This is a genomic window from Spirochaetota bacterium (genome assembly GCA_004297825.1).
Classification (GTDB): domain Bacteria; phylum Spirochaetota; class UBA4802; order UBA4802; family UBA5368; genus FW300-bin19.
The window spans coordinates 55,434-75,523 of sequence record SCSX01000066.1; the positions used below are offsets into that span (position 1 = coordinate 55,434).

Annotated in this window: 17 protein-coding genes; 6 read left to right on the plus strand and 11 right to left on the minus strand. The window is 49.9% G+C overall.

Features of this window, described 5'->3' with window-relative positions:
- On the minus strand, positions 1-303 hold the full coding sequence (locus EPN93_13620; protein ID TAL33652.1) for a hypothetical protein: 303 nt from the start codon (positions 301-303) through the stop codon (positions 1-3).
- Positions 300-1,187 (minus strand): hypothetical protein, encoded by an 888-nt coding sequence (locus EPN93_13625; protein ID TAL33653.1) that lies wholly within the window; start codon positions 1,185-1,187, stop codon positions 300-302. Before EPN93_13625 ends, EPN93_13620 begins: the two co-directional genes overlap by 4 nt.
- Positions 1,188-1,410: 223 nt before the next feature.
- Between EPN93_13625 and EPN93_13630 the strand changes: the two genes are divergently transcribed.
- Complete coding sequence (locus EPN93_13630) at positions 1,411-2,685, plus strand: hypothetical protein (GenBank protein TAL33654.1); 1,275 nt, start codon at positions 1,411-1,413, stop codon at positions 2,683-2,685.
- A 4-nt stretch (positions 2,686-2,689) separates the two neighbouring features.
- Positions 2,690-3,346: a response regulator transcription factor gene (locus EPN93_13635; GenBank protein ID TAL33655.1), complete on the plus strand. Its 657-nt coding sequence runs from the start codon at positions 2,690-2,692 to the stop codon at positions 3,344-3,346.
- Between the two features lie 2 nt (positions 3,347-3,348).
- Here the strand turns inward: EPN93_13635 and EPN93_13640 are convergent, their stop codons facing one another.
- Entirely contained in the window at positions 3,349-4,899 is a 1,551-nt protein-coding gene (locus tag EPN93_13640) for a hypothetical protein (protein ID TAL33656.1), read from the minus strand.
- Positions 4,900-5,296: 397 nt separating this feature from the next.
- Between EPN93_13640 and EPN93_13645 the strand changes: the two genes are divergently transcribed.
- Genes EPN93_13645 through EPN93_13655 form a run of 3 tightly spaced genes read left to right on the plus strand, consistent with a single transcriptional unit; the run spans position 5,297 to position 6,795 of the window.
- Positions 5,297-5,740 (plus strand): hypothetical protein, encoded by a 444-nt coding sequence (locus EPN93_13645; GenBank protein ID TAL33657.1) that lies wholly within the window; start codon positions 5,297-5,299, stop codon positions 5,738-5,740.
- A 58-nt stretch (positions 5,741-5,798) separates the two neighbouring features.
- The gene (locus EPN93_13650; protein ID TAL33658.1) at positions 5,799-6,572 is read left to right on the plus strand and encodes a hypothetical protein; all 774 of its coding nucleotides are present in this window, start codon (positions 5,799-5,801) and stop codon (positions 6,570-6,572) included.
- Positions 6,573-6,579: 7 nt separating this feature from the next.
- The gene (locus tag EPN93_13655; protein ID TAL33659.1) at positions 6,580-6,795 is read left to right on the plus strand and encodes a hypothetical protein; all 216 of its coding nucleotides are present in this window, start codon (positions 6,580-6,582) and stop codon (positions 6,793-6,795) included.
- Between the two features lie 16 nt (positions 6,796-6,811).
- Here the strand turns inward: EPN93_13655 and EPN93_13660 are convergent, their stop codons facing one another.
- The 8 genes from EPN93_13660 to EPN93_13695 all read right to left on the minus strand — a co-directional run bounded on the left by EPN93_13660 (position 6,812) and on the right by EPN93_13695 (position 17,570).
- Positions 6,812-7,540: a hypothetical protein gene (locus EPN93_13660; protein ID TAL33660.1), complete on the minus strand. Its 729-nt coding sequence runs from the start codon at positions 7,538-7,540 to the stop codon at positions 6,812-6,814.
- Positions 7,541-7,560: 20 nt separating this feature from the next.
- On the minus strand, positions 7,561-7,794 hold the full coding sequence (locus EPN93_13665) for a hypothetical protein (protein ID TAL33661.1): 234 nt from the start codon (positions 7,792-7,794) through the stop codon (positions 7,561-7,563).
- A gap of 297 nt (positions 7,795-8,091) precedes the next feature.
- Entirely contained in the window at positions 8,092-9,528 is a 1,437-nt protein-coding gene (locus EPN93_13670) for a hypothetical protein (protein TAL33662.1), read from the minus strand.
- Between the two features lie 159 nt (positions 9,529-9,687).
- Positions 9,688-11,010, minus strand: a complete 1,323-nt coding sequence (locus EPN93_13675) for an acetyl-CoA hydrolase/transferase family protein (GenBank protein ID TAL33663.1) — start codon at positions 11,008-11,010, stop codon at positions 9,688-9,690.
- A 291-nt stretch (positions 11,011-11,301) separates the two neighbouring features.
- Positions 11,302-12,774 carry a 4-hydroxybutyryl-CoA dehydratase gene (locus EPN93_13680; protein ID TAL33664.1) on the minus strand — a complete coding sequence of 491 codons (1,473 nt, stop codon included), beginning with the start codon at positions 12,772-12,774 and terminating at the stop codon, positions 11,302-11,304.
- A 310-nt stretch (positions 12,775-13,084) separates the two neighbouring features.
- A complete protein-coding gene (locus EPN93_13685; GenBank protein TAL33665.1) occupies positions 13,085-13,981 on the minus strand; it encodes an N-acyl homoserine lactonase family protein in 897 nt (298 codons plus the stop codon).
- A gap of 81 nt (positions 13,982-14,062) precedes the next feature.
- Positions 14,063-14,965 (minus strand): hypothetical protein, encoded by a 903-nt coding sequence (locus tag EPN93_13690; protein TAL33666.1) that lies wholly within the window; start codon positions 14,963-14,965, stop codon positions 14,063-14,065.
- A 484-nt stretch (positions 14,966-15,449) separates the two neighbouring features.
- Complete coding sequence (locus EPN93_13695) at positions 15,450-17,570, minus strand: PAS domain S-box protein (GenBank protein TAL33667.1); 2,121 nt, start codon at positions 17,568-17,570, stop codon at positions 15,450-15,452.
- Positions 17,571-18,402: 832 nt separating this feature from the next.
- Here EPN93_13695 and EPN93_13700 point away from each other — a divergent pair.
- On the plus strand, positions 18,403-19,731 hold the full coding sequence (locus tag EPN93_13700; protein ID TAL33668.1) for a PAS domain S-box protein: 1,329 nt from the start codon (positions 18,403-18,405) through the stop codon (positions 19,729-19,731).
- Positions 19,732-20,090 lie beyond the last annotated feature (359 nt).

The window sequence follows — 20,090 nt, forward strand, 5'->3', positions numbered from 1 at the left end:
TTATTTTTCTCCCTCGATGATCATATTGTGAATATGGACCCAATCGCCTTTTTTTAAAGGACCCCTGGCCTGTCCTATTGGTTCGCCATACTTGATAATGCTTTGACCATCCTCGATATCCTTACGGACTATTTTATGCCCGCACGGGATGTCGGACAGCGCGGGAAACGTTACCCCGCCGGGGAGCGATACAAGGTCGCCCCGCACTATATCAATGGTCGCGACTACGACGTTATCCAGTGGATTGATTTCAATGACATTTACTTTCATACCAGTTCCTCTTTCCTGAATTTGCACGCTCATGATCGTCCGTTTTCCTGAATCCCGACCATCTCAGCGAAATTTTCCCCGAGGACCCTCCTGCGAATCCCCGGGTCTGTAAATAAAGATTCGAACCTTCTTATCGTGTAACCGTAATTAATCGGAACACCCTTCTCGTGGGTTCCCGTTGGGCCGTCGGTCCCGAATAAGCAGCGGTCGGCGCCCAGGAATTCTATTACCCGCCTGGTCATGCGTCCGCTTACATATGATATTTGGGATATATCGACGAACATATTCTGAATATCTTTTATGCGTTTCCAAGTTTCCGAATAGCATGGAAAAGCGGCATGGGCTAAAATGATCTTCAATTCCGGGAACAGCCGGGATAATTCTCGGTATTGTTCGAAAGGGGAAAAATCACAGTGGATAAGCAGCGGCTTTCTTAACTTTACCAGCTCCGCGGCAACAGGTTGGAGTTTTATCGGAGAGTATCTGTGCCAGAAGGGGTGCGCCTTGCCTCCGGCAAGGTTTTTATTTGAACTGAATCGTGCAAGCTCCTCGGTCGGAATTTTTTCACCCCGGGGATTTACGAAAACCCATCCCAGAAATTTCCCGGGGTATTGATCGACCAGCTTGAACACGACGTCATTATCCGGATCCCTGAATATCTCATATTCTCCGCCGGGTAATTTAATATCGCCATTTTCAGAAAAGTTGCTCAGCAGCATCCTTGGTATTTCCCTGAACCCGGGTCTTTCCAGAAAGCTCCGCATAAGCCAGGAAACCGCAGGGTGCGGCAAAGGGACAGGCTGGTTCATCGATGCCATAAGGGATATTTTATCGACGCCTGATTCATTCATTGTGCGTATCAGGTCATCCGGGGTCGTGATGAGTTCATCCCAATGGAAGTGACAATCGATAACCATGCTTCACCTGCCCGCCTATTTGCGCCAGCTCACGTTGTCCGACGCTGCGATGTAATAATTACCTCGCAGGATGCCCACGCACAATAGGTATGCGGTGTATTGCTATTTGCGTAAACAGAGTATTTTCACCTAGGCAAATCACCTACACGCTGCAATCATTTTCTGCTTGCTACCGGCTGAGGCCACACTATGCTCTTAGTAAGAGGAATGTTTGGCGGTAACTATGATGCGCAGGTTTACATCCCGGCTGCGGTCCCAATATTCGAGCAGTCCTTTCGAAATTCGAATAAAATCGAGAATTCTCGCGTATTTATGCCTCATCATCGTCGTAATTCTTTCATGCATCTTCGTTTCGAACTTAATCCAGGTACCTCTGTTTGGAAACAGGCCTCTCTTTATCATTATTATTCAAATTAGTTTTATTCTGATCAGTCTGGCCCTACTCCTCAATGGATTTTATAATTCCGCAGTTAAAATAATCATGGTTACGGTCCCCTTGGCCACCGTCTCCTTCATTATCATGAATACGATTTATGGGACTTTCAGCCTGTATCACGTAAATACCTTATACTATTCATTCGCAATTTTAGTAGTTGCAGCACTCTTCGGGACCTGGCAGTGGTTATATATTTTAACGGGAGTGTATATCGTTTTTGCCACGTCTTATTTCGCAGGTATATCAATGTATGCCGATATCCATGGAAACGATTTAACAAATGTCATTTTAGACTATAATTTTTCGCTGCTCCTCGTGTGCATGGTCAGCGCCATGATCAAGAAGATAAATGCATCGATGATCAACAGGCTCGAATTTTATAACGAACAACTTCATCATGAAATGAGTGAGCGCGTAGCCTTGGAAAAAGCGATGATGACGATCGATGAGACAATTCATTTCCAAATCGGCCAGGAGCTTCACGACGACCTAGGACAACATCTCGTGGCCGTTAAAATGAGAAGTGAGGCCCTTAGAAAGATATCCGAAACGAAATTCCCGGACGCGATCCCTGAAATCGATACCATAATCGAATTGACGGATCAGGCCGTTTTGAAAACCCGCCGAGTGCTTAAAGGACTCGGTCTTATCAACCTCAATGCGAATAATTTTATTTCCGCGCTAAGCGGTCTCGTTCTTGAATTTAATGAAACCTTTAAACTGCGCTGTGAATTCACGTATCAGGAGACAATACTCATCCCCGACGATCTCGTTGCGATCAACATGTACCGGATTGCCCAGGAATCGATCAACAACGCAATCAAGCACGGTAAGGCCGATATCGTTCGCATTTCCCTGACGGGAGATGATAAACTAATTACACTTGAAATCACCGATAACGGTTGCGGCATGCCGGATAGTTCTGCCGACTCGAAGGGAATGGGATTGAGAATCATGAAATACAGGGCAAATATAATAGGCGCGGTAATCGAGATAAGTAATTCCCCTGGTGAAGGCGTCAGCGTGCGATGTGCTTTAAATCTTGCAGGATTACACAGGTAACCCCATGAAAGCCGCGCTAAAAAAGAGACTCTTCATCGTAGACGATCATAAGATATTCAGGGAGGGACTGAGCTTGCTCATTGGCAGGGAACCCGATCTGGAGATATGCGGCGAGGCGGAGGAGGCCGATGCAGCATTGAAAGACGTTATAAAATTAAAGCCCCATCTAATCTTGCTCGACATAACCCTGAAAAACAGCAACGGTCTGGAGTTCATCAGGGATCTGCAGAAAACGATGCCGGAAATTCCCGTTTTGATACTCTCGATGCACGACGAGATTTTCTACGCCGAGAGGGCCATCAAGGCCGGTGCCAAAGGCTATGTCATGAAACATGAGCCCGCGGGAACGCTCATGGATGCCATTCATAAGGTATTGGACGGAAAAATTTATCTAAGCGGCAAGATGACGGAGAGGGCGGTTGAACTGTTCTCCGAAACAATGAAAAATGTCGCGTCCTCGCCGATCGAATCCTTGAGCAATCGCGAGCTCCAGGTATTCGAATTAATAGGACGGGGCTATACAACGTATCAAATCGCGAAGGAGACAAATCTCAATATAAAAACAATCGGAACATACAGGGAAAAAATAAAGGCAAAGCTGAATCTGAAATCGGCTACGGAATTGACGAAATATGCCATTCATTGGATGGGAAATATCTAACATCATCCGGTCGGATCTTCAATCTTGTGCTTTGCCATTTCACCGAGCGAAGCCGCGATCTCATTGACATTCCTGGCGCTTTGCGATAGTTCCTCGGCACCCATCGCGTGCGATTGATTGATACCGCTGAACATAAGGATGGTGTCCACCATCTCCTTCAAGACGATTTCCTGCTCATTTGCCGAGGAGCGGATCTCTTCCGATCGAAGAAATAGCTTATCCGTTTCGGCTATCACCGTTTTCTGCATTTTTTTCTGGATAGTCATGAAGTCGAATATCTGGTTAACCATATTCGCTATATTTTCAACGTTTGCCATTGCCTGATTGCCGGAATATTTTGCTTTCTCGATGTTTTCGATACCGGCGTTCATCTCCCCCGTAATTCCCATGATCAAGGTGTTGATATCCGAAATGCTTCGATCGGTTTTTGCCGCCAGGTTTGAGATTTCCTTCGCCACTACCGTAAAACCGCGCCCGGAGAAGCCGGCACGCGCCGCTTCGATCGTCGCATTTAAGGAGAGCAAATCGATCTGCTCCGAAATGCCTTTGATAATTTCCAGTATCGCGATCATTTGCTCCGAGCTCCTGTTAACGTTTGAGACGCTTACGTGCATTACAGATTGATATTTTCTGGTGCTTTCTATCGAACCCATGACGTCCCGCGAGACCGATTGGGCCTCGTTGATTTTAATACTCATTTCCTCAATGCAGTTCGAAAGAAGGGATATTTCTTCCTTCAACATACTGATGCTGCGGTGCTGATCTTTAATGCTATCGGCGATAAGCTCGTTGCTGCTTGTAATTTCTTCGGCCGAGGCGGTAAATTCCTCGATAGCCGCGGCCTGACCCTGGGAACTGGTAGAAAAACTATCCGCATTGTCGGACAATTCCCGGGAGTGAGACGTCAATTTGAATGATACGGATTTAATGGAATTGATCAGATCAAGAATCGTGGAATATTGATGTTTATTTATTTCCAACTCATTTTCAATTCGTTTATAGGCGTTGATCCTAATGGACATTAAAAGATAACTGACAAGAGAAATCATGAAAACCGCCAGACAGCCTTCAATGGTTGTTTTTGCCAGGATGCTATGATACTCGCCAGACGCATGTGTCTTTGCAAAAATATAGAACAGACCGTTAGTCATAATAACCAATGCTGAAACGAGCAGTACCGTTATCCTGGTGCAAAACAACGATGCGGCGACAATAACCGCCATCAGGTGATACAAAGTCGACGGATGATGCGTATATTCATAACCTTCCGCCGCGGTCTTGAAAACATAATCAAATCCCGCGATTACGGTTAATGAAAGCAAAAAGATATTTACCGACGCCAGGTAGTACCCCTTTTTCAACAGCACCACAGACATGACTGACATTAAGATGATGATAAAGAAAATAGGGTTTAGTCGGCGTTCCACCGCGAGCGTTGTTACAGCAAGGGCGGTAGTGATAACAATTACGAATGGCAGCGTAACCAAAAAATATTGAACTTTCTTTTGAACCGAATAAGGACTGTTTTCGTATGCTCTTATCATGAGTGTCATAGAATCCTCCCTGCGGTCCTATTTTATCTGTTTGGGACGGATGTGTTTCTTAACATTCCAAGTCGTTCTGCACTGACGAGACTTTCATGTACAGTGCGTCGATAATCTGCTTTATTTGCGAATAACATGATACTGCATGGCGTCGTATTTTCGAGTGCAAATGGCAGTATTAGAAAATACTTTATATAGAGAAATTTTTTTACGGAAATTACCTATGGTTTCACGAATGCGGTTCGCTGCCTGTAGACGATAGTTATACAAAAATCAGGGAAATGAATAGCTGGCCACAAAGGCCGCCACGAGCACAATAATTTATTGCATTATCACCCGTCTTGCTGTCTGCTATCCTGGTTATAGCAAACCAGCAATCCCGAAAACGGCACCAAAGGAGAATCAAATGTCAAACCTTGAAATGATCAAGAGCACGGGGGCGCCCCTGGGCGGCGGCACGAGCCAGGCCGCGATGCTGACCGGCATGAAGACAAAGTTTTCGTTCATGTGCGTCAAATGCCAGGCGAAATATGAAACGGAAAAGGAATATGCCATGACTGATAATATTGGAAAGACCGTGCTGAAACAGTCCGCGTCTTCCGGGATCAGCAACCTGCTCTATTCTTTGCTGGGGAGAATTCCGGTCGTCGGATCCATCATTTCCAGCATGGCGGGCAGCGCAGTGTATTCCGCGGTCAACGCCTCGAGCGGGAATCAATTCGAAATATCGAAGGAAGAGGCGTTCGAGGAAATTAAAGGCAAGTTTATGCAATGCACGAAGTGCGGCGACTTCGGGTGCGCAGCCTGCGTCAAGGACGGAATCTGCCCGACCTGCCGGCAGGCGGGCTAGATCTGAGCGTAGAGTTGGCCATATGCGCCGGGAATGAACCTATTTTTCTGGAGGATGTATGATACTCAAGAGGAAGTTGTCGCTGGGTCTGGGTTTCCTGTTCATAATTATTTTCGCGCTAACGATTTTCTGTTCCTACTACGTCCAGAAGGTGGCCAGGGATTCGGACAACATATTAAAGAATAATTACGATACACTCGTTTTCTCCAAAAAAATGCTGCTGGCCGCCGAAGACATGAAAACGGCCGCTCAATGGGTCGTGTTCAATCCGAACAAGAACAACAACGCGGCGAACTTCTATTTAAAGCTTTTCGAAGCGGCCAGAAAGGACTTCGAACTGAACAAGAAAGCGGAAAACAACAATATCACTGAAATCCACGAGGATGAATACGTCGATTCCCTCAACAGGAATTACGAGGTGTTTGCCGGTCTCTGCGCGCAGATGAAGGACGGCCGCGGAAACAACGCGATGTATTTCAACGAGCTTCTCCCCGCGCATGAAAAACTACGCACCGCAATCGTAAGCATCAACGACATCAACATGCAGGCGATAGTGCGGAAAAACGAGCTCACCAGGGCAGATTCCCGGAGCATCCTCATATCCATGTCGGTGATCGGAACGATGTGCCTCCTCCTGGCGTTCGGTTACTTATGGTATTTTCCTTTTTACATTTCCAATTCGATCGAGTACGTATCGAAAAAGATGAAAGATTTATTGAAGACCGTCGGTATCACGCCTGAAAATGAACCGAATGACGAGCTTTTCCTTCTGCTTCAATCGATGGATCTGATCGAGAAAAAATTCATGAAGCCGGTAAAGAAGAAGAGGTGACGGGGACGTGGCATTCGAGGGAAGAACCTCCGGGTACCGCAAACCGCATCACAAGGACGAGGTCGCGTTCTCGAGGGGAGGAAAAACGGTCGTGCCCGGGGCGGTTCACCGGCACTCGCTTATCGACGGGAGCCCGCTCGGGCCGAAGGCCCTGGCGATGACGCCCGAACTGGCGAAGAAGACCCTGGCCGTGGTGGAGAAGGCGTTCGCGAAGGCGAAGTAATATCGGCGCAGCGCCCTTAATGCGCGTTTGGGGATTCGCGCGTAACGTATCGGTTTAACAGGTAATACGCAATACTATCGCGCTGTTCCGCAGAGAGCTTACAGGAGCTGTTTTCTTTCAACATCGATAGAAGATTTTCAATGGATATGATCGATATCCCATCGTACTCATCGGAGGGCGGCTTTTCCGTTTCCGGAATTACCATAATCGGCCGGGGCATGCTGTCGATCTTGAATGATTTTTTAAAGACGATATTAAGGAAATAACATACGCGCCAAAGGTTGGATGCCGTTTTATCAATCGATGCCCTGTTTTTATTTGCCAATCCCTCCGTGAAGGTCAGATCGTTCTCCAATTCCATGCCGGTGATAATATATATGCCGCTGCATGATATAATGACAAACTTAACATGAAAAAACTCGACCGATAAATTCGTCAAAATGAAATGGGCATCATCCAGGAGGGCGAGTTTTTCGAGTATTCTCTCATGCGATTGGACATACTGCCGGTATCTATCTTTCCTGAATACCCGCATTCGCGAAACCGGATTCATTTTGAAGTATGCCGCCGCGATGAGGGTACATAACGATGCCGTCAGAATTACAATCTGCGACGTCTCCCATTCCGAACCGGGATAAAACTTCAGCAAGAGGCCGACCAACAGGCTGGATGAAAGCAATACCGTTATGCGCTTTTTGTCACCCGTTGAATCGGAAGGATACGCATTTCCATCGATGTATGCCATGCCGTTATTCCGTAATTATATCAATTTCGTTGAATCATTTTTTGCGTCAGTGTCGACAATACTACGCTCACCGTAAGTAATTGCTGTGTAATCGCGGACAACTCGTTTAAAATATCATTCTGTTCATTGAGCCCCCCCTGGACATTCCCGGACTTATCCAGTATCGGACACGCTGTCCCTATGTATGAAAATCCGAATACATTTTTCTCCACTTTCTTGCTTACCCGATTCTTCGCCTGGATCGCTTCTTTCATTATCGAACCGTCGACAAGTTTGTCACCTGCTTTTAAACCATGGTCGATTGAAATTGTTCGTCTTTCAGATATGAGCCGATCATCATGCGCCTCCTGTCACTCCCGGTTCGAAGCCGTGCCGAAACCCCCGCTTATCCCTGCATATCCCCAAGAACTATAGTACCTTGATCAGCCAGGCTTACACCCCTTTCGAGTCGATAAAAATATGCCATGCGCACTCACGCGTCATGGCATCTGTTTCACTCAGAAAAATTTATTAGGAGAACCGTACTATCCATCATGCGTCGCTGATTCATCCTACTGGGATTCCGCCATCGCCTCTTCCACCTCTTTTTGTATACAGGCCGGCGAATCACAGGGGAATACCGGTTCTTCCTGCTCGTATGCCTTGCGCCAGTTTTTACTTATATAGACGAGGGCGGTAAGTATCGTCGCCACCGCAAGTCCCCATGCCGCGCCTCGGACCGCGAGTACCGCGCCGGCAACACCGGCAATGCCAAGATCGTTAAAAGCGCGTGATTTCAATACTCCGACACGGACCGCAACGAAACCCTGCACGAGCATCGTAAGCGCAAGCCCGACACCGAGAATCGGCTTCACGCTTGAAACAATCGGAGCGACGAAATATCCCGTGAAGGTTCCCCACCTGAAACTGCCCGCGCCTGAATGAATCGAGTCCATAGCCTTGGGACCGTGTTTAAACCGGTCGCATACCACTACAGTCATGGCAGCCCACATAGGCCCGCACATGGAAATATCCGGACCGAAAATACTCATGAGCGCATTACGGCCGCCGAATATGATATGCGATCTGTTGGCATCATAGTCGATCTTTTCATCGGGGCGATATTTCTGAGCATCGTCAAGGAGGGCCTGGCTTTGAATGATTTCACCAAAGGCGACCACATATGCGCTAAACACCATGGGCAGGCCGGAAATAAACATGCTCAGCGGCGGAAACGGGATAGCACCGAATATCGTGAAATCTTTCCAAAGGGTGATAAAATCCGGGGTCGTAAAAATGCTCCCGTCATACTGCGGCCATTGAAGCTCTCCGGCCAGGGGACCGACGATGATGGCAAGGGCCAAGGCCGGCATGATCCCCAGGTTCGAGATCAATCCCGCCCATTTATACTGGCGTCTGAACCTTTTAAAGCTTTCAGAGAAAAGCAGATAAAATACCAGGCCGATGCATATGGTGATCGTCCAGGGATTCGAATCGAAACTGCGAAGACCTTTTGATTTAGGATCGAAAACCAGCATTACGGCGGCGAAACCGGCACCCAGCAGCACCGCGGACTGTATTGCATTGGGCACGAGCGCGATAAATTTTTTTGCCAATCCGGTCAAGCCCAGTAGAATGCAGAAAAGCCCGAACGTGAGTTCAAACGCAATGAGCGCCTGAATCCGCTCGGAACCCATCGGGAAGGTTTCACAGTAGGCAATAAGGAGCGGAATCGCGGGCGTGATCCAGCCCGGCACCACCATATCCCCGAACGTGACATGAGCCAGATAAAGCGCGCCGTTTAATACGACAATCGCCAGGGCCACTTCGAACGACATCCCGAGTTTCTCGGTGAGGATGGTGATTATCGAGAGGCATACGGTACACATGATGAGACCCTGAACATAGTCCGCCCATTCAAATTTGTAATGAATAAACGGCAACCGAAGCGTCAGCGGGCCCAACGGAATACCCGGTTGGACCGCACCGTGTTCTCTTTTTAAACTCATACACATTCCTCCTATGTAAATTCTTTTCCGTGAATAAGCCTATTTAAACCTGTCCGAAATCGGTTCTCGCACCAGGCACAGGTTGCGCGCCGCCGGTGGCGGCGCGCAACCTTCGATTAATGTTGAAAACCGGTTTCTGTCGGGTATACATCACAATCATCACACCTTTGCCGATACCCGATGCGCGTACCTTCCGGACAATTCGCGGGACAATTCTTCCCTGAAATCCGGATGCGCAACGGCGATAAGAGCCTCTGCGCGTTGAGAAACGGATTTGCCGCGCAAGTCGGCGATACCGTATTCGGTTACGATATAGTGTACGTCCGTCCGGGGCGTGGTCACCACGGCCCCTTCGTCGATATGTGCGCATATCTTGGATATTTTCCCCCCTGATGCGGTCGAGTTAAACGCAAGTATCGATCGACCCCCCTTGGACCAGGCCGCGCCGCGGACGAAATCGACTTGTCCGCCGGATCCGCTGTATTGATTATACCCGATAGTGTCGGCAACCACCTGCCCGGTAAAATCGACCTGCAAAGCGGAATTAATCGATACCATGTTATCGTTACACGCAATTATCGCCGGGTTGTTCGTATAATCGACCGGGTGCATTTCAATCATCGGGTTGTCATGAACGAATTTATAAAGCCTCTCGGTCCCCATGAAAAATGTGGCGATCATTTTCCCGGGGTGAAAGTTTTTTTGCGCACAGGTGATATTTCCCGACTCAATGAGATCAACGACTCCGTCCGAAAACATTTCAGTGTGTATTCCAAGATCCTTTTTATCCTTTAAGAAGCTCAGGACCGCATCCGGAAGCGCGCCAATCCCAAGTTGCAAGCAATCGCCGTCTTTAATCAAGGTTGCACAATATGCCCCGATCTTATTATCCTCTTCGGTTTTCTTGGGAGGATTAAGAACGATAGGCTTGGACTGTGTTTCCACGATATAATCAATTTTTGAAATATGAATGCATGAGTCCCCCCGGGTACGCGGCATGTTCGATGAGATTTCAGCTATTATCATTTTTGAGCTCTCGGCGGCGGGTTTTGAATAATCCACCGAAACGCCGAACGAACAGTATCCCAGCTCGTCGGGCGTCGAGAGCATGCAGAGTGTCACATCCACGGGAAGAATTTTTTCCCTGAAGAGCCGGGGTATCTGACTAAAATGACATGCGGTAAATATCGCGCGCCCCTCGTTGATTGCGCTCCGGCTCGTCGATCCCGCGAAAAGCGAGTTGTGGATAAAATGTTTTTCCATACCCGCCCTGCAATATCCCGAAGGACCCATTGCCACCATGTGGACTATTTCCACATTTTCATAGGCGCTGCAATTTTCAACCATTGCCTTTAGGAGCTCTTCGGGAGAACCGCATGCATGCCCTACCACCACACGATTCCCGGATTTAATATGGCTGACCGCCTCCGCCGCGGTTACCAGTTTATTCCTGTATTCGTTTGCCCATTTTTTCATGGTTATCCTCCACGTTTTATTGGATTATCAACGGCTCCAATTCTCCCCTAATCGCGACTGCGACCGCCGCCTCGTCCTCGTGCCCATCTATTACCAGGATGCGCTCCCCCCCGATCTCCGTCCTGTCGTTACACGCAATTCTGCATCCGACGACGACAAGATACAGGTCGGCATCGTTATCAGCGTAGTGCACGAATTCCCAGTTATTCGGGAAAAGGGCGCAAAGACGGTTTACAAAGTCGACCCGATCGTAATGAGGCGAGCACCCGCCGCAGTACTTCAGGCCGATTTTTCGCGCTATTGCTTTTCCTCCGTGATTCCGCTGAGCTGTTTGGCGGTCTTCTGCTTCTGCTTCATGTTTACCTGCCGCGCGATCATGATCCTCTGTGCCTGGGGCGAGCCCGCGCCGTGCATGGATTCCGTAAGGTATCCCACCGCCGCCGTCCCCATGGTTATGTTTTCAATGAGCCTGAGTATCCTGCACCGGTTTTCCGTAGGCACGCCCGACCTGCCCTGGAAATATTTTTTCACCCACGTGCCTGTTAAAGGTGAATTAAAATCCTGCTCCGACGGCAGCGTTACCATGAGGCCCCCCGCGATGTCCTGGGCGATGCGGGCGATTTCGTAGGGAAACCTGGTTATGTTCTGCTTATGGACGTTGGCAAGGAGCGTATTCACATAGTAGGTCCCGGAGGGCTCCTTGTGGCCTTCAGCCGCGCACGCGATGCAGCCGCAATAAAGCGTCTCGTTCAGGTGGTTCATCTCGATCACCTTGTCTTTCACATGGGACGCCTTGTCCGCGCCGTTGTACTCGGCGATGGTCTGGGTGGCGCCGATAAGCACGTCCCCCACGCCCACCTTGCATGCATAGCTCTGCCGGTGATAAGAAGCGAACTGTTCCACCAGCTGCCCGGAGAAGTCCCATTCCTTATACATGAATACCCGCTCCCACGGTACGAACACGTTGTCGAAAACGACGAGCGCCTCATGTCCGCCGAAAACCCGGTTACCGCGGTCTATGGTTCCCGTTTCCAGCTTTCGCGTGTCGCAGGACTGCCTTCCCATTATATAAGATATTCCTTGCGTATCCGAAGGGAGCGCGAAGGCGACCGCGTAATCCCTGTCCTCTTCCCGCATCGAGATGGTCGGCATCACGATGATTTCATGCGAGTTCACTGCCCCGGTCTGGTGCGCCTTCGCGCCGCGCACGACTATGCCGTCCTTGCGCTCCTCGACCACGTGCAGAAACAGGTCGGGGTCCGCCTGCTGGTGCGGGGCGAGCCCCCTGTCCCCCTTCGGGTCGGTCATCGCACCGTCGCAGACAAGGTCGTTCCCCTGGACATATTCCAGGTATTTCAAAAAGCGCTTGTTGTACTCGGTGCCGTGCTTTTTGTCGGTGTCGAATGTCGTCATCGAGAGGGCGTTCATCGCGTCCATGCCCACGCACCGCTGAAAACAGCAGCCGGTGAGCGATCCGATAAGCCTCCCCATCTTGCTCTTTTTCACCAGGTCGTCGACACTCTGATGTATATGGCAGAAACGATTTATTTTTTTCCCGGTGAGGTGCGACTTCGCCGTCATGATATCTTCATACTCCGGCATTTGGGCCATCGCATAGGTCATGGCGACCGCGTTCATCGACGGCCTGATGATGGGATGATCCACCACGTTCTCCACGCGCTCGCCGAACATGTAAACCACGAGCTTGAGCCTTCGCAGGCTCTCTTCATATTCCTGCGCGGTTTTCAATGTGCCTGCTGTTTTTTCCATAACTCACCTCATTCGCCATTATTAAAATCCATTCACGTGTTACCTCGAGAGAATCCAACGGACTTCCTCCGGCCCGGCCATGAAAATCCGATCAACGGGAGCGTGCGTCGTTTTCATGACCATGCCGCAAAAAGCCCTGACCCTGCTCCATTTCACATCCGACGTCCCCGGCACTCCTTGAAAAGGACCCGGAAGGGGCATGAATGGCATTGTGGCTCTCATGTGTTTATCCATGCCACCATGCCCGTTTCCGGTCAGGTTACTACATAAGGCGTTCAAAGATAGAAAATGGCTTCTTTCTCCTCTTTGATTAGATTTTGAATTCCTTAGCCCCCACCGGTTTGTCTTTCCAGTACGTGGGATCGTGCGACGGCACAATCTCAACCGACGGATGCAACCATTTCATGACCTTGAACACATACAATCCCTGGAGAGACTGAGGGAGATCCCACGCCAGTCCGGGCGGGATAGCCTCGATCATATTCTCGAGGGTGTAGTTAGCGTCGCTGCAAAAGATGAACGACTTCCCACCCGCTTTCACCATCATCGATTCATGGCCGGGAGTATGTCCGGGAGTGGGGAATACAACCACACTCTGGTCCCCAAAGACATCGAATATGCCTTCTATGGTTTTGATATTGAGCTCGCTCATTTTGTCCCAATCGCCGGGGATGTACGCGGTTTTCTTCCCCGTCGCTTTGAACTTTTCAAGTTCGGCTTTTACATTCTCGAGTTCTTTCTTTTGCATATAAATTGGGACCTTGGTACCTGCGAAGTTGTCGACAGCACCGGCATGATCAAGATGTCCGTGGCTCAGCACTACGAGCTTGATATCTTTTGGCTCGATCCCGAGTTCTTTCTTGATCTGGACCTTGAATTCTTCGTAATCCTTCATGACGGGCGTGTAGGCTTTTACGACCGGTTCCGACCAATAGCCTATCGGGTCCTTTGCCACCATGGCATTGTTTCCCAGGTCAAAGGCCACCCAGTCGCTGTTATGCTTGACCAGGAAAAATGTAACCGGGATATCCATGGGCGTGCCCACCCTGGTATCCTTAAGCATATACTGCGTCTGAGTTTTAAGAACGCCGCACTTGAATGCGTAGACCTTTACATCCGCAGTGCCGCACCTTGAAACCGTCCCGATACCTACCAGTACCACGGTAAGCAGGGAACCCAGAAGCAAAGCTTTTCTTCGTGTGATCATACTCCCCCCTTATTGAAGATTTATTGAATAATGTAATGCCGTCTTCATCCGCTCACCGGATGACCATCCACGCATGCTCCGTTAGAACGAATAGTTCGCGCCGAAATTCGCCCACCAGCGGTACCTGTTGACACCGTCTCCGTTAAATTCGCTGTCCGGCACATACGCGAAATTAAGACCGCCGGAAAAGGATACGGCACCGGCGCTGGTCGCAAGCTTTGTCGAAGCGACTATATCGCTGACTCCTTTTTTATCCATGGACTCCCACTGAAAGTAGGCCGCGGAAAGCCCCAGTCCAAGCGAACTTCCCTTGACCAGCTCAATTGAGTGACCTACGGAAAGTTTAACATAATGATTTTTTCCCTGTTCGCCGGTCGTGGTTACTTTTTTATCCACGAAATAGTCGTAGGTATATGACAGGGTCGGATTCAGAGGCACCGCGGTGACGGTCGCCGAAACAGTCCCTTCATACCAGCTCCAGTCATAACCAAGCTTGTCATCGCAATTATAAAACCAGTAGTACCAACCGCTGACTCCCAAAGTGATGACATCTTTAACGACATATTTGTATGCGGCATTGAAATGCGCCCCCTCGTATGCCACGAGCCCCTTTCCCTGGTCGGGATCATTCATCCGCGTGCTGTCGCCAAAGGTCTCGGCAGCGTACTGTCCCAGGTACATGAAGCTGAGTCCCGTGTCGCCGACGCCGTAGTAGACCCAGGGAAAGAAAACGCCCACGCCGGAACCGAAAAAGTCTACGCCCCTCCAGAAATAATTATTCCAGAAATCCAGGCCGACCGTGACCCCAATGGGTTTGCTTTCTTCCGCATTGGCCGTCCCTGGCATGACACACACTCCGAAGACGAGAACTATGCTTAAAAACAGCAACATGAATCGTTTCATAAAGCCCTCCATCGTTTTAATTAAATTCGGCTTAAAGCGCAACCTGCCGGATTTAGAACCGTCTGGTTGGTAGCGCTTCATTACCCTATATGCATGTTCCGTGCCAAAAGGCCGATGGCGGCATTTTTGCTTTGGATTACCAGTGCGTTGTATAAATAAGGAAATATATTTCCTCTTTAATGGGCTCAAATCGCAACCGCGAAGCATCTTTCCGCTTTTAAGCAGGCAAAATATTAAAGGCGGACAGGTTCTCGGCAGTTCATAATATGAAATTGCCTCTCGTGGGACGGTTTCCCGCGTGCGAGAAAACAATATTACACAGCCCAGACGGGCGATAGTCTCAAATTCGGGCGTTAGACCGCAGGCGGTGTTGCAGTTCGACATCATCGATAAAACACCGGGGGGTTATCACAACAATCATAAACTCAGAATGGATTCATTATTCCCCGGTTTAACCCAGAGGGAACAAGCATATAAGGAAGATTGCTTTAATTTCAGCATCGTCTGATTCGAATCGCTTCATGGGCGCATACTACCGTTCTTTGCACCGCCGCAACGCTCGTTGCTATTTCACAACAGGTTCATTCGATTCGATTGCGGCATGGGTGATTCCATACTTCGCGGCTTTTCTTACGATCGTGGACGCGTTAATTTTCAAATCCTCCGCCATCTGGCGTGTCGTTTTGGATGAAGAATATGCCATCTGCAAGAGCTGCCTTTCAACGCTGGTGATCGCTTCCCTGTAGGGCATGAGTGCGGTGAGAATTATCCCCGGGGATGTTGCATTTCTGCCGCCCCTGAAGGATTGCGGCAGGTCGTCAATGCCGATAAGATCTTTTGCAGAAAGCACCATCAGCCTTTCCACGAGATTTTTCAGTTCACGGATGTTTCCCGGCCACTCGAGCTCCATGCACACATCGACAACCTCCGGAAGTATTCGCTTGGTCATCTTCAGGGTCCGATTAAACATAGAGACAAAATGGGCCACCAGGTAAGGAATGTCATCTTTTCGATCGCGGAGGGGAGGAACTACAAGCGGCACAACATTCAGACGATAATATAAATCGCCGCGGAATTTATTGGCGTTAACCAGCTCGATCAGATTTTTGTTTGTCGCGGCAATCACCCGCACGTCGATTTGCTGCGGCTTCTTGCCCCCAATCCGTGTGACTTCCTGGGCTTCAAGAACCCTGAGCAGCTTCGCCTGAAGATTAAAGGGCATCTCGGCGATTTCGTCGAGGAAGAGGGTTCCGTTGTTGGCGATCTCGAAATATCCCGGCTTTCCCCCTCGTCGGGCGCCCGTGAACGCTCCCGATTCATAACCCAGGAGCTCGGATTCGATTAAACTTTCAGGAATTGCGCCACAGTTGACCTTGATAAGCGGCATGGAGGTGCGGCTGCTGTTGGTATGGATGAACTCCGCAACGAGCTCCTTGCCCGTCCCCGATTCACCTACTACAAGAACCGTCGAGTTGACCAGTGCGATCTTGCTCGCCGAGTCGATGAATTTCTTCATTTCAAGGGAATTCCAGACGATTTTATCATACTTCTTGTATTTGTTCCGTAAATCGTTCAGCTCGCTCTGGAATATCCGCGCAATCCGCTGGCTCTCATCTAGTTTTTCAATTAATTGTTTTAATTCCGTGATGTCCCTGACATTGGTCACCACCCTGATGATTTCCCCCTTTTCCTTGAAGATGGGATTGCCGGTCACCAGGAGCGACTTGCCGGTTTTGGTTTCCTGAAATATGGTCTGGGGACTGCGCTTCTCCAATACGAGAAGGGTAACGGACTGCGAAAAAAATCCCTCCCGAACGAGGTCCCTCATGTTACGGCCATAGAACGAGCTGCACGGAAGTCCCGTGATCGTTTCATAGGCTTTGTTGATTCTTAATACGTTCGCGTCGCCATCGGTCACCCAGATGCCGTCGTAAGACGATTCGATGATCGCGTCGAGGTCGCGGTTCAATTCCTTTACGTTTTCCAATTCGTGCGATATTTTTTCCAGCTCCGAGATGTCCTGGAAACGCGAGACGACCCCGATAAGCGTACCGTTCATTTCGACCGGGTAGCTGCTCATGATATAGGGCCGTTCGCGGACCATTACCTTTTGCGGCAGAATCTCGTGTCCGGATTCTATCGCCGATCTGAAATCGATGCCGGGAAGCACCTCCGAAATATTTTTCCCAACCGCAAATTCGGCACCGAGCCCCAGAATTTTCTCGGCTGCCCTGTTGAATACGTTGATGATGCAGTCGGTATCGGTCTGGATTATCATATAGGACGTCGAATTGATAATGGCCTTGAACTCGCTGCTCGTCCTTTGATATTTCTCCGCAACGGCGCGTGCGAAACAGGTCCTGGAAATCATTCCCACAACCCGGCCCGAATCCACGACGGGAAGCTGCCCTTGATCGAAATAAATGATATCTTCTACGCGTTCATCGGGATTGCCGATCTTGACATCCACTTTCATGAGGGAGCCGACGGGGGTAGTTCCCCCCATGTCCATGCTGACGGCGTGATTGATATGATGCGTAGTGAAAAGACCCAGAAGGGATCCGTGGGAATCCACAATAGGCGCGCTGTCCGTCCGATGAGCCAGGAATATGGCTGCGGCCTCCCGTATGGAGCATTCCGGACCCAATGAGGGAAATGCAACAGTCATGATATCTTTAAGCTTCATGTGCATCTCCGTGCAATTCATGAAGTGGCTGTGGATTATTCATCCCTGCGCCCGATGTTGCGTTAACTGGATTTTACCGCATTTTAAAATATGTCCACCTCGTGTTCGTATATGATTGTATCACTGCAATTATGCGTCATCAAGGTCTTTTCCACTTTCTTTCATCAACACGAGTCCCAAAGTGAAAGTAAGCATGTTTCGTGCCAAACTTCCCCGCCTGATATTCACCAATCTAATCTCAGGCAATCGAGAAAAATAACGTAGTGAAAATAGAATCCCCTGAAAAGCCATAGCTCAATTTCGTATTTTTCCGGATTATAAAAGCACCGATGGTATGAAAACCGGTCTGCTTTCCATTTGATTCATTTATTCCGGAAACCTCCGTTGGGGAGCGGATGAAGGCTTAAATAATTTAGGCGCGGATTTGCTCTCCCGGGAATATAGTGTACCAGGTGTGTTGCATAGTCGCATCATCACCGGAGAAATATCGGACGTCCTTGTCACAGGAATACACAGGATGGGTTGGTGGGGGGAGCCGGTTTTCATTAATAACATGAACTATTTGGGGGGAATTGTATTCATTATGCCAAAACTTATTGTTCTATTACACGGGATAAGCCTGAAATCACCTTGTTGCGCATCGGAACCAACTGTTTCCGATGCGCAACATTGAAACAATATACGAGCTTTGTTTTCCGGCGCCGGATTTCTCCGTCCTTGACCGGTCGGGAGCTTCTGCTTCGATTTCGTCGATACGCCCGCAGTACATGGGCGATGCGCGCGATAACCATGGTAATGCCCATTGGGCAATGCCGGTCAACGTGTTCAATAAATGATGGACATTATCGCCCAACTTGGTATCGTGACGCCGTCCATAAGGAAATCCGGGAAACGTAATGTCATGAACACCACCGTCTACGTAATAGGCATCCTGCTGCAGTTCACGGCGGCGATTATCGCCCTCCTCCAGGTACGTCGGGCCCCGCGTAAACTGCCGTGGCTCCTGATCGCGCTCTCGTCGCTGCTGATCGTCGCACGCCGCGCCGCCACGATGGGCGAATTCATGAAAACCGGCCAGGAGCTCGCCGCCGCGGAGGTTCTGACGCTTATCGTATCGGTATTCCTCTTCCTGGGCGTCATCCTCATGAGCCGGATGTTCCAGGACGTGCGGGTGAGCGAAGCGCACTTTCGCCATCTCATCGAGAACAATCACGATATCATCTATACCCTCACCGCGGACGGAATCCTGACCTTCGTGTCCCCCGGGTGGACCGCGCTGCTGGGGCATCCGGTACACCAGGTGACGGGACAGCGATTCAAGACGTTTATCCATCCGGACGATCGCCCGGCATGCAACGCGTGGCTGAACAAGGTGATCGAGACGGGCCGGCGGCAGGACGGCCTCGAATACCGCGTTCGCCATATCGACGGCTCCTGGTACTGGCATACGTCGAGCGCCGTTCCCCTGTGCAACGCGGCGGGCGCGGTTACGGGTTTCGAAGGCACGGCACGGGACATCACCGAACGCAAGCAGGCGGAAGAACGGATTGGCAGTCTGCTCGCGGAAAAGGAAATAATCCTCAGGGAGGTGCACCACCGCATCAAGAACAACATGAATACGATGATGAGCCTGCTCTCCATGCAGGCGGGCACGATGAACGAGCCTTCGGCCGTCGAGGCCCTGAAGAATGCGGGGAGACGCATGCAAAGCATGAGGGTGCTGTACGAAAAGCTGTATCATTCGGAGAATCTAAGGGAGATGACGATCGGGGACTATGTCCCGCCCCTTGTACATGAGATCGTAAAAATGTTTCCCGCCCCGCCTTTCGCGAAGATCGTCACAGAGGTCGATGATTTCATGCTGGGTATGAAAATATTGCCCCCCCTGGGAATCATCATCAACGAGATCGTCACCAACGCGATGAAATACGCCTTTATCGGCCGGGGTGAAGGGGTGATTACCGTTATTGCCTCCAAAACGGACAACCGGGCGACGATCGTTATCGGGGACGACGGTATCGGCATCCCGCATTCGGTCGACATCGAGCGCTCTCCCGGTTTCGGGCTCGCCCTCATAGGTATGCTGGTGACCCAGCTCGACGGTTCTGTCAGGATCGAGCGCGGCAACGGTACGAGGTTCGTGCTTGAGTTCAACGTGTGAACGCCGCTCCCGCCTGTTCACCGCGAGGTTTACGCCCTCTTCTTTTTATAACCGTTCCAGTCGAAACCCTTCAGGAACTCCAGCGCCGCCTTCATGCCCTTGATGAACAGCTCAAGTCTTTCACCCGTGTCCATGGAATAGTTGAGCCAGTCGTCTCCGCGGGTATCGATAAAGCAGAGAAGGCTTTCATAGTTCGGATGCTTCATGATGAAGTCGTAATCCGCGTAATGCCGCATGGCGTTGAATATCGATTCGGCATAGGAGAAAACGCCTTTCACGTCGTTGCACCTTCGCGACCGGGGGCTTAGCTTCGCGCCGAAGGTGGGCGCCGCGGGCACGCCTTCGACATGGAACAGGTC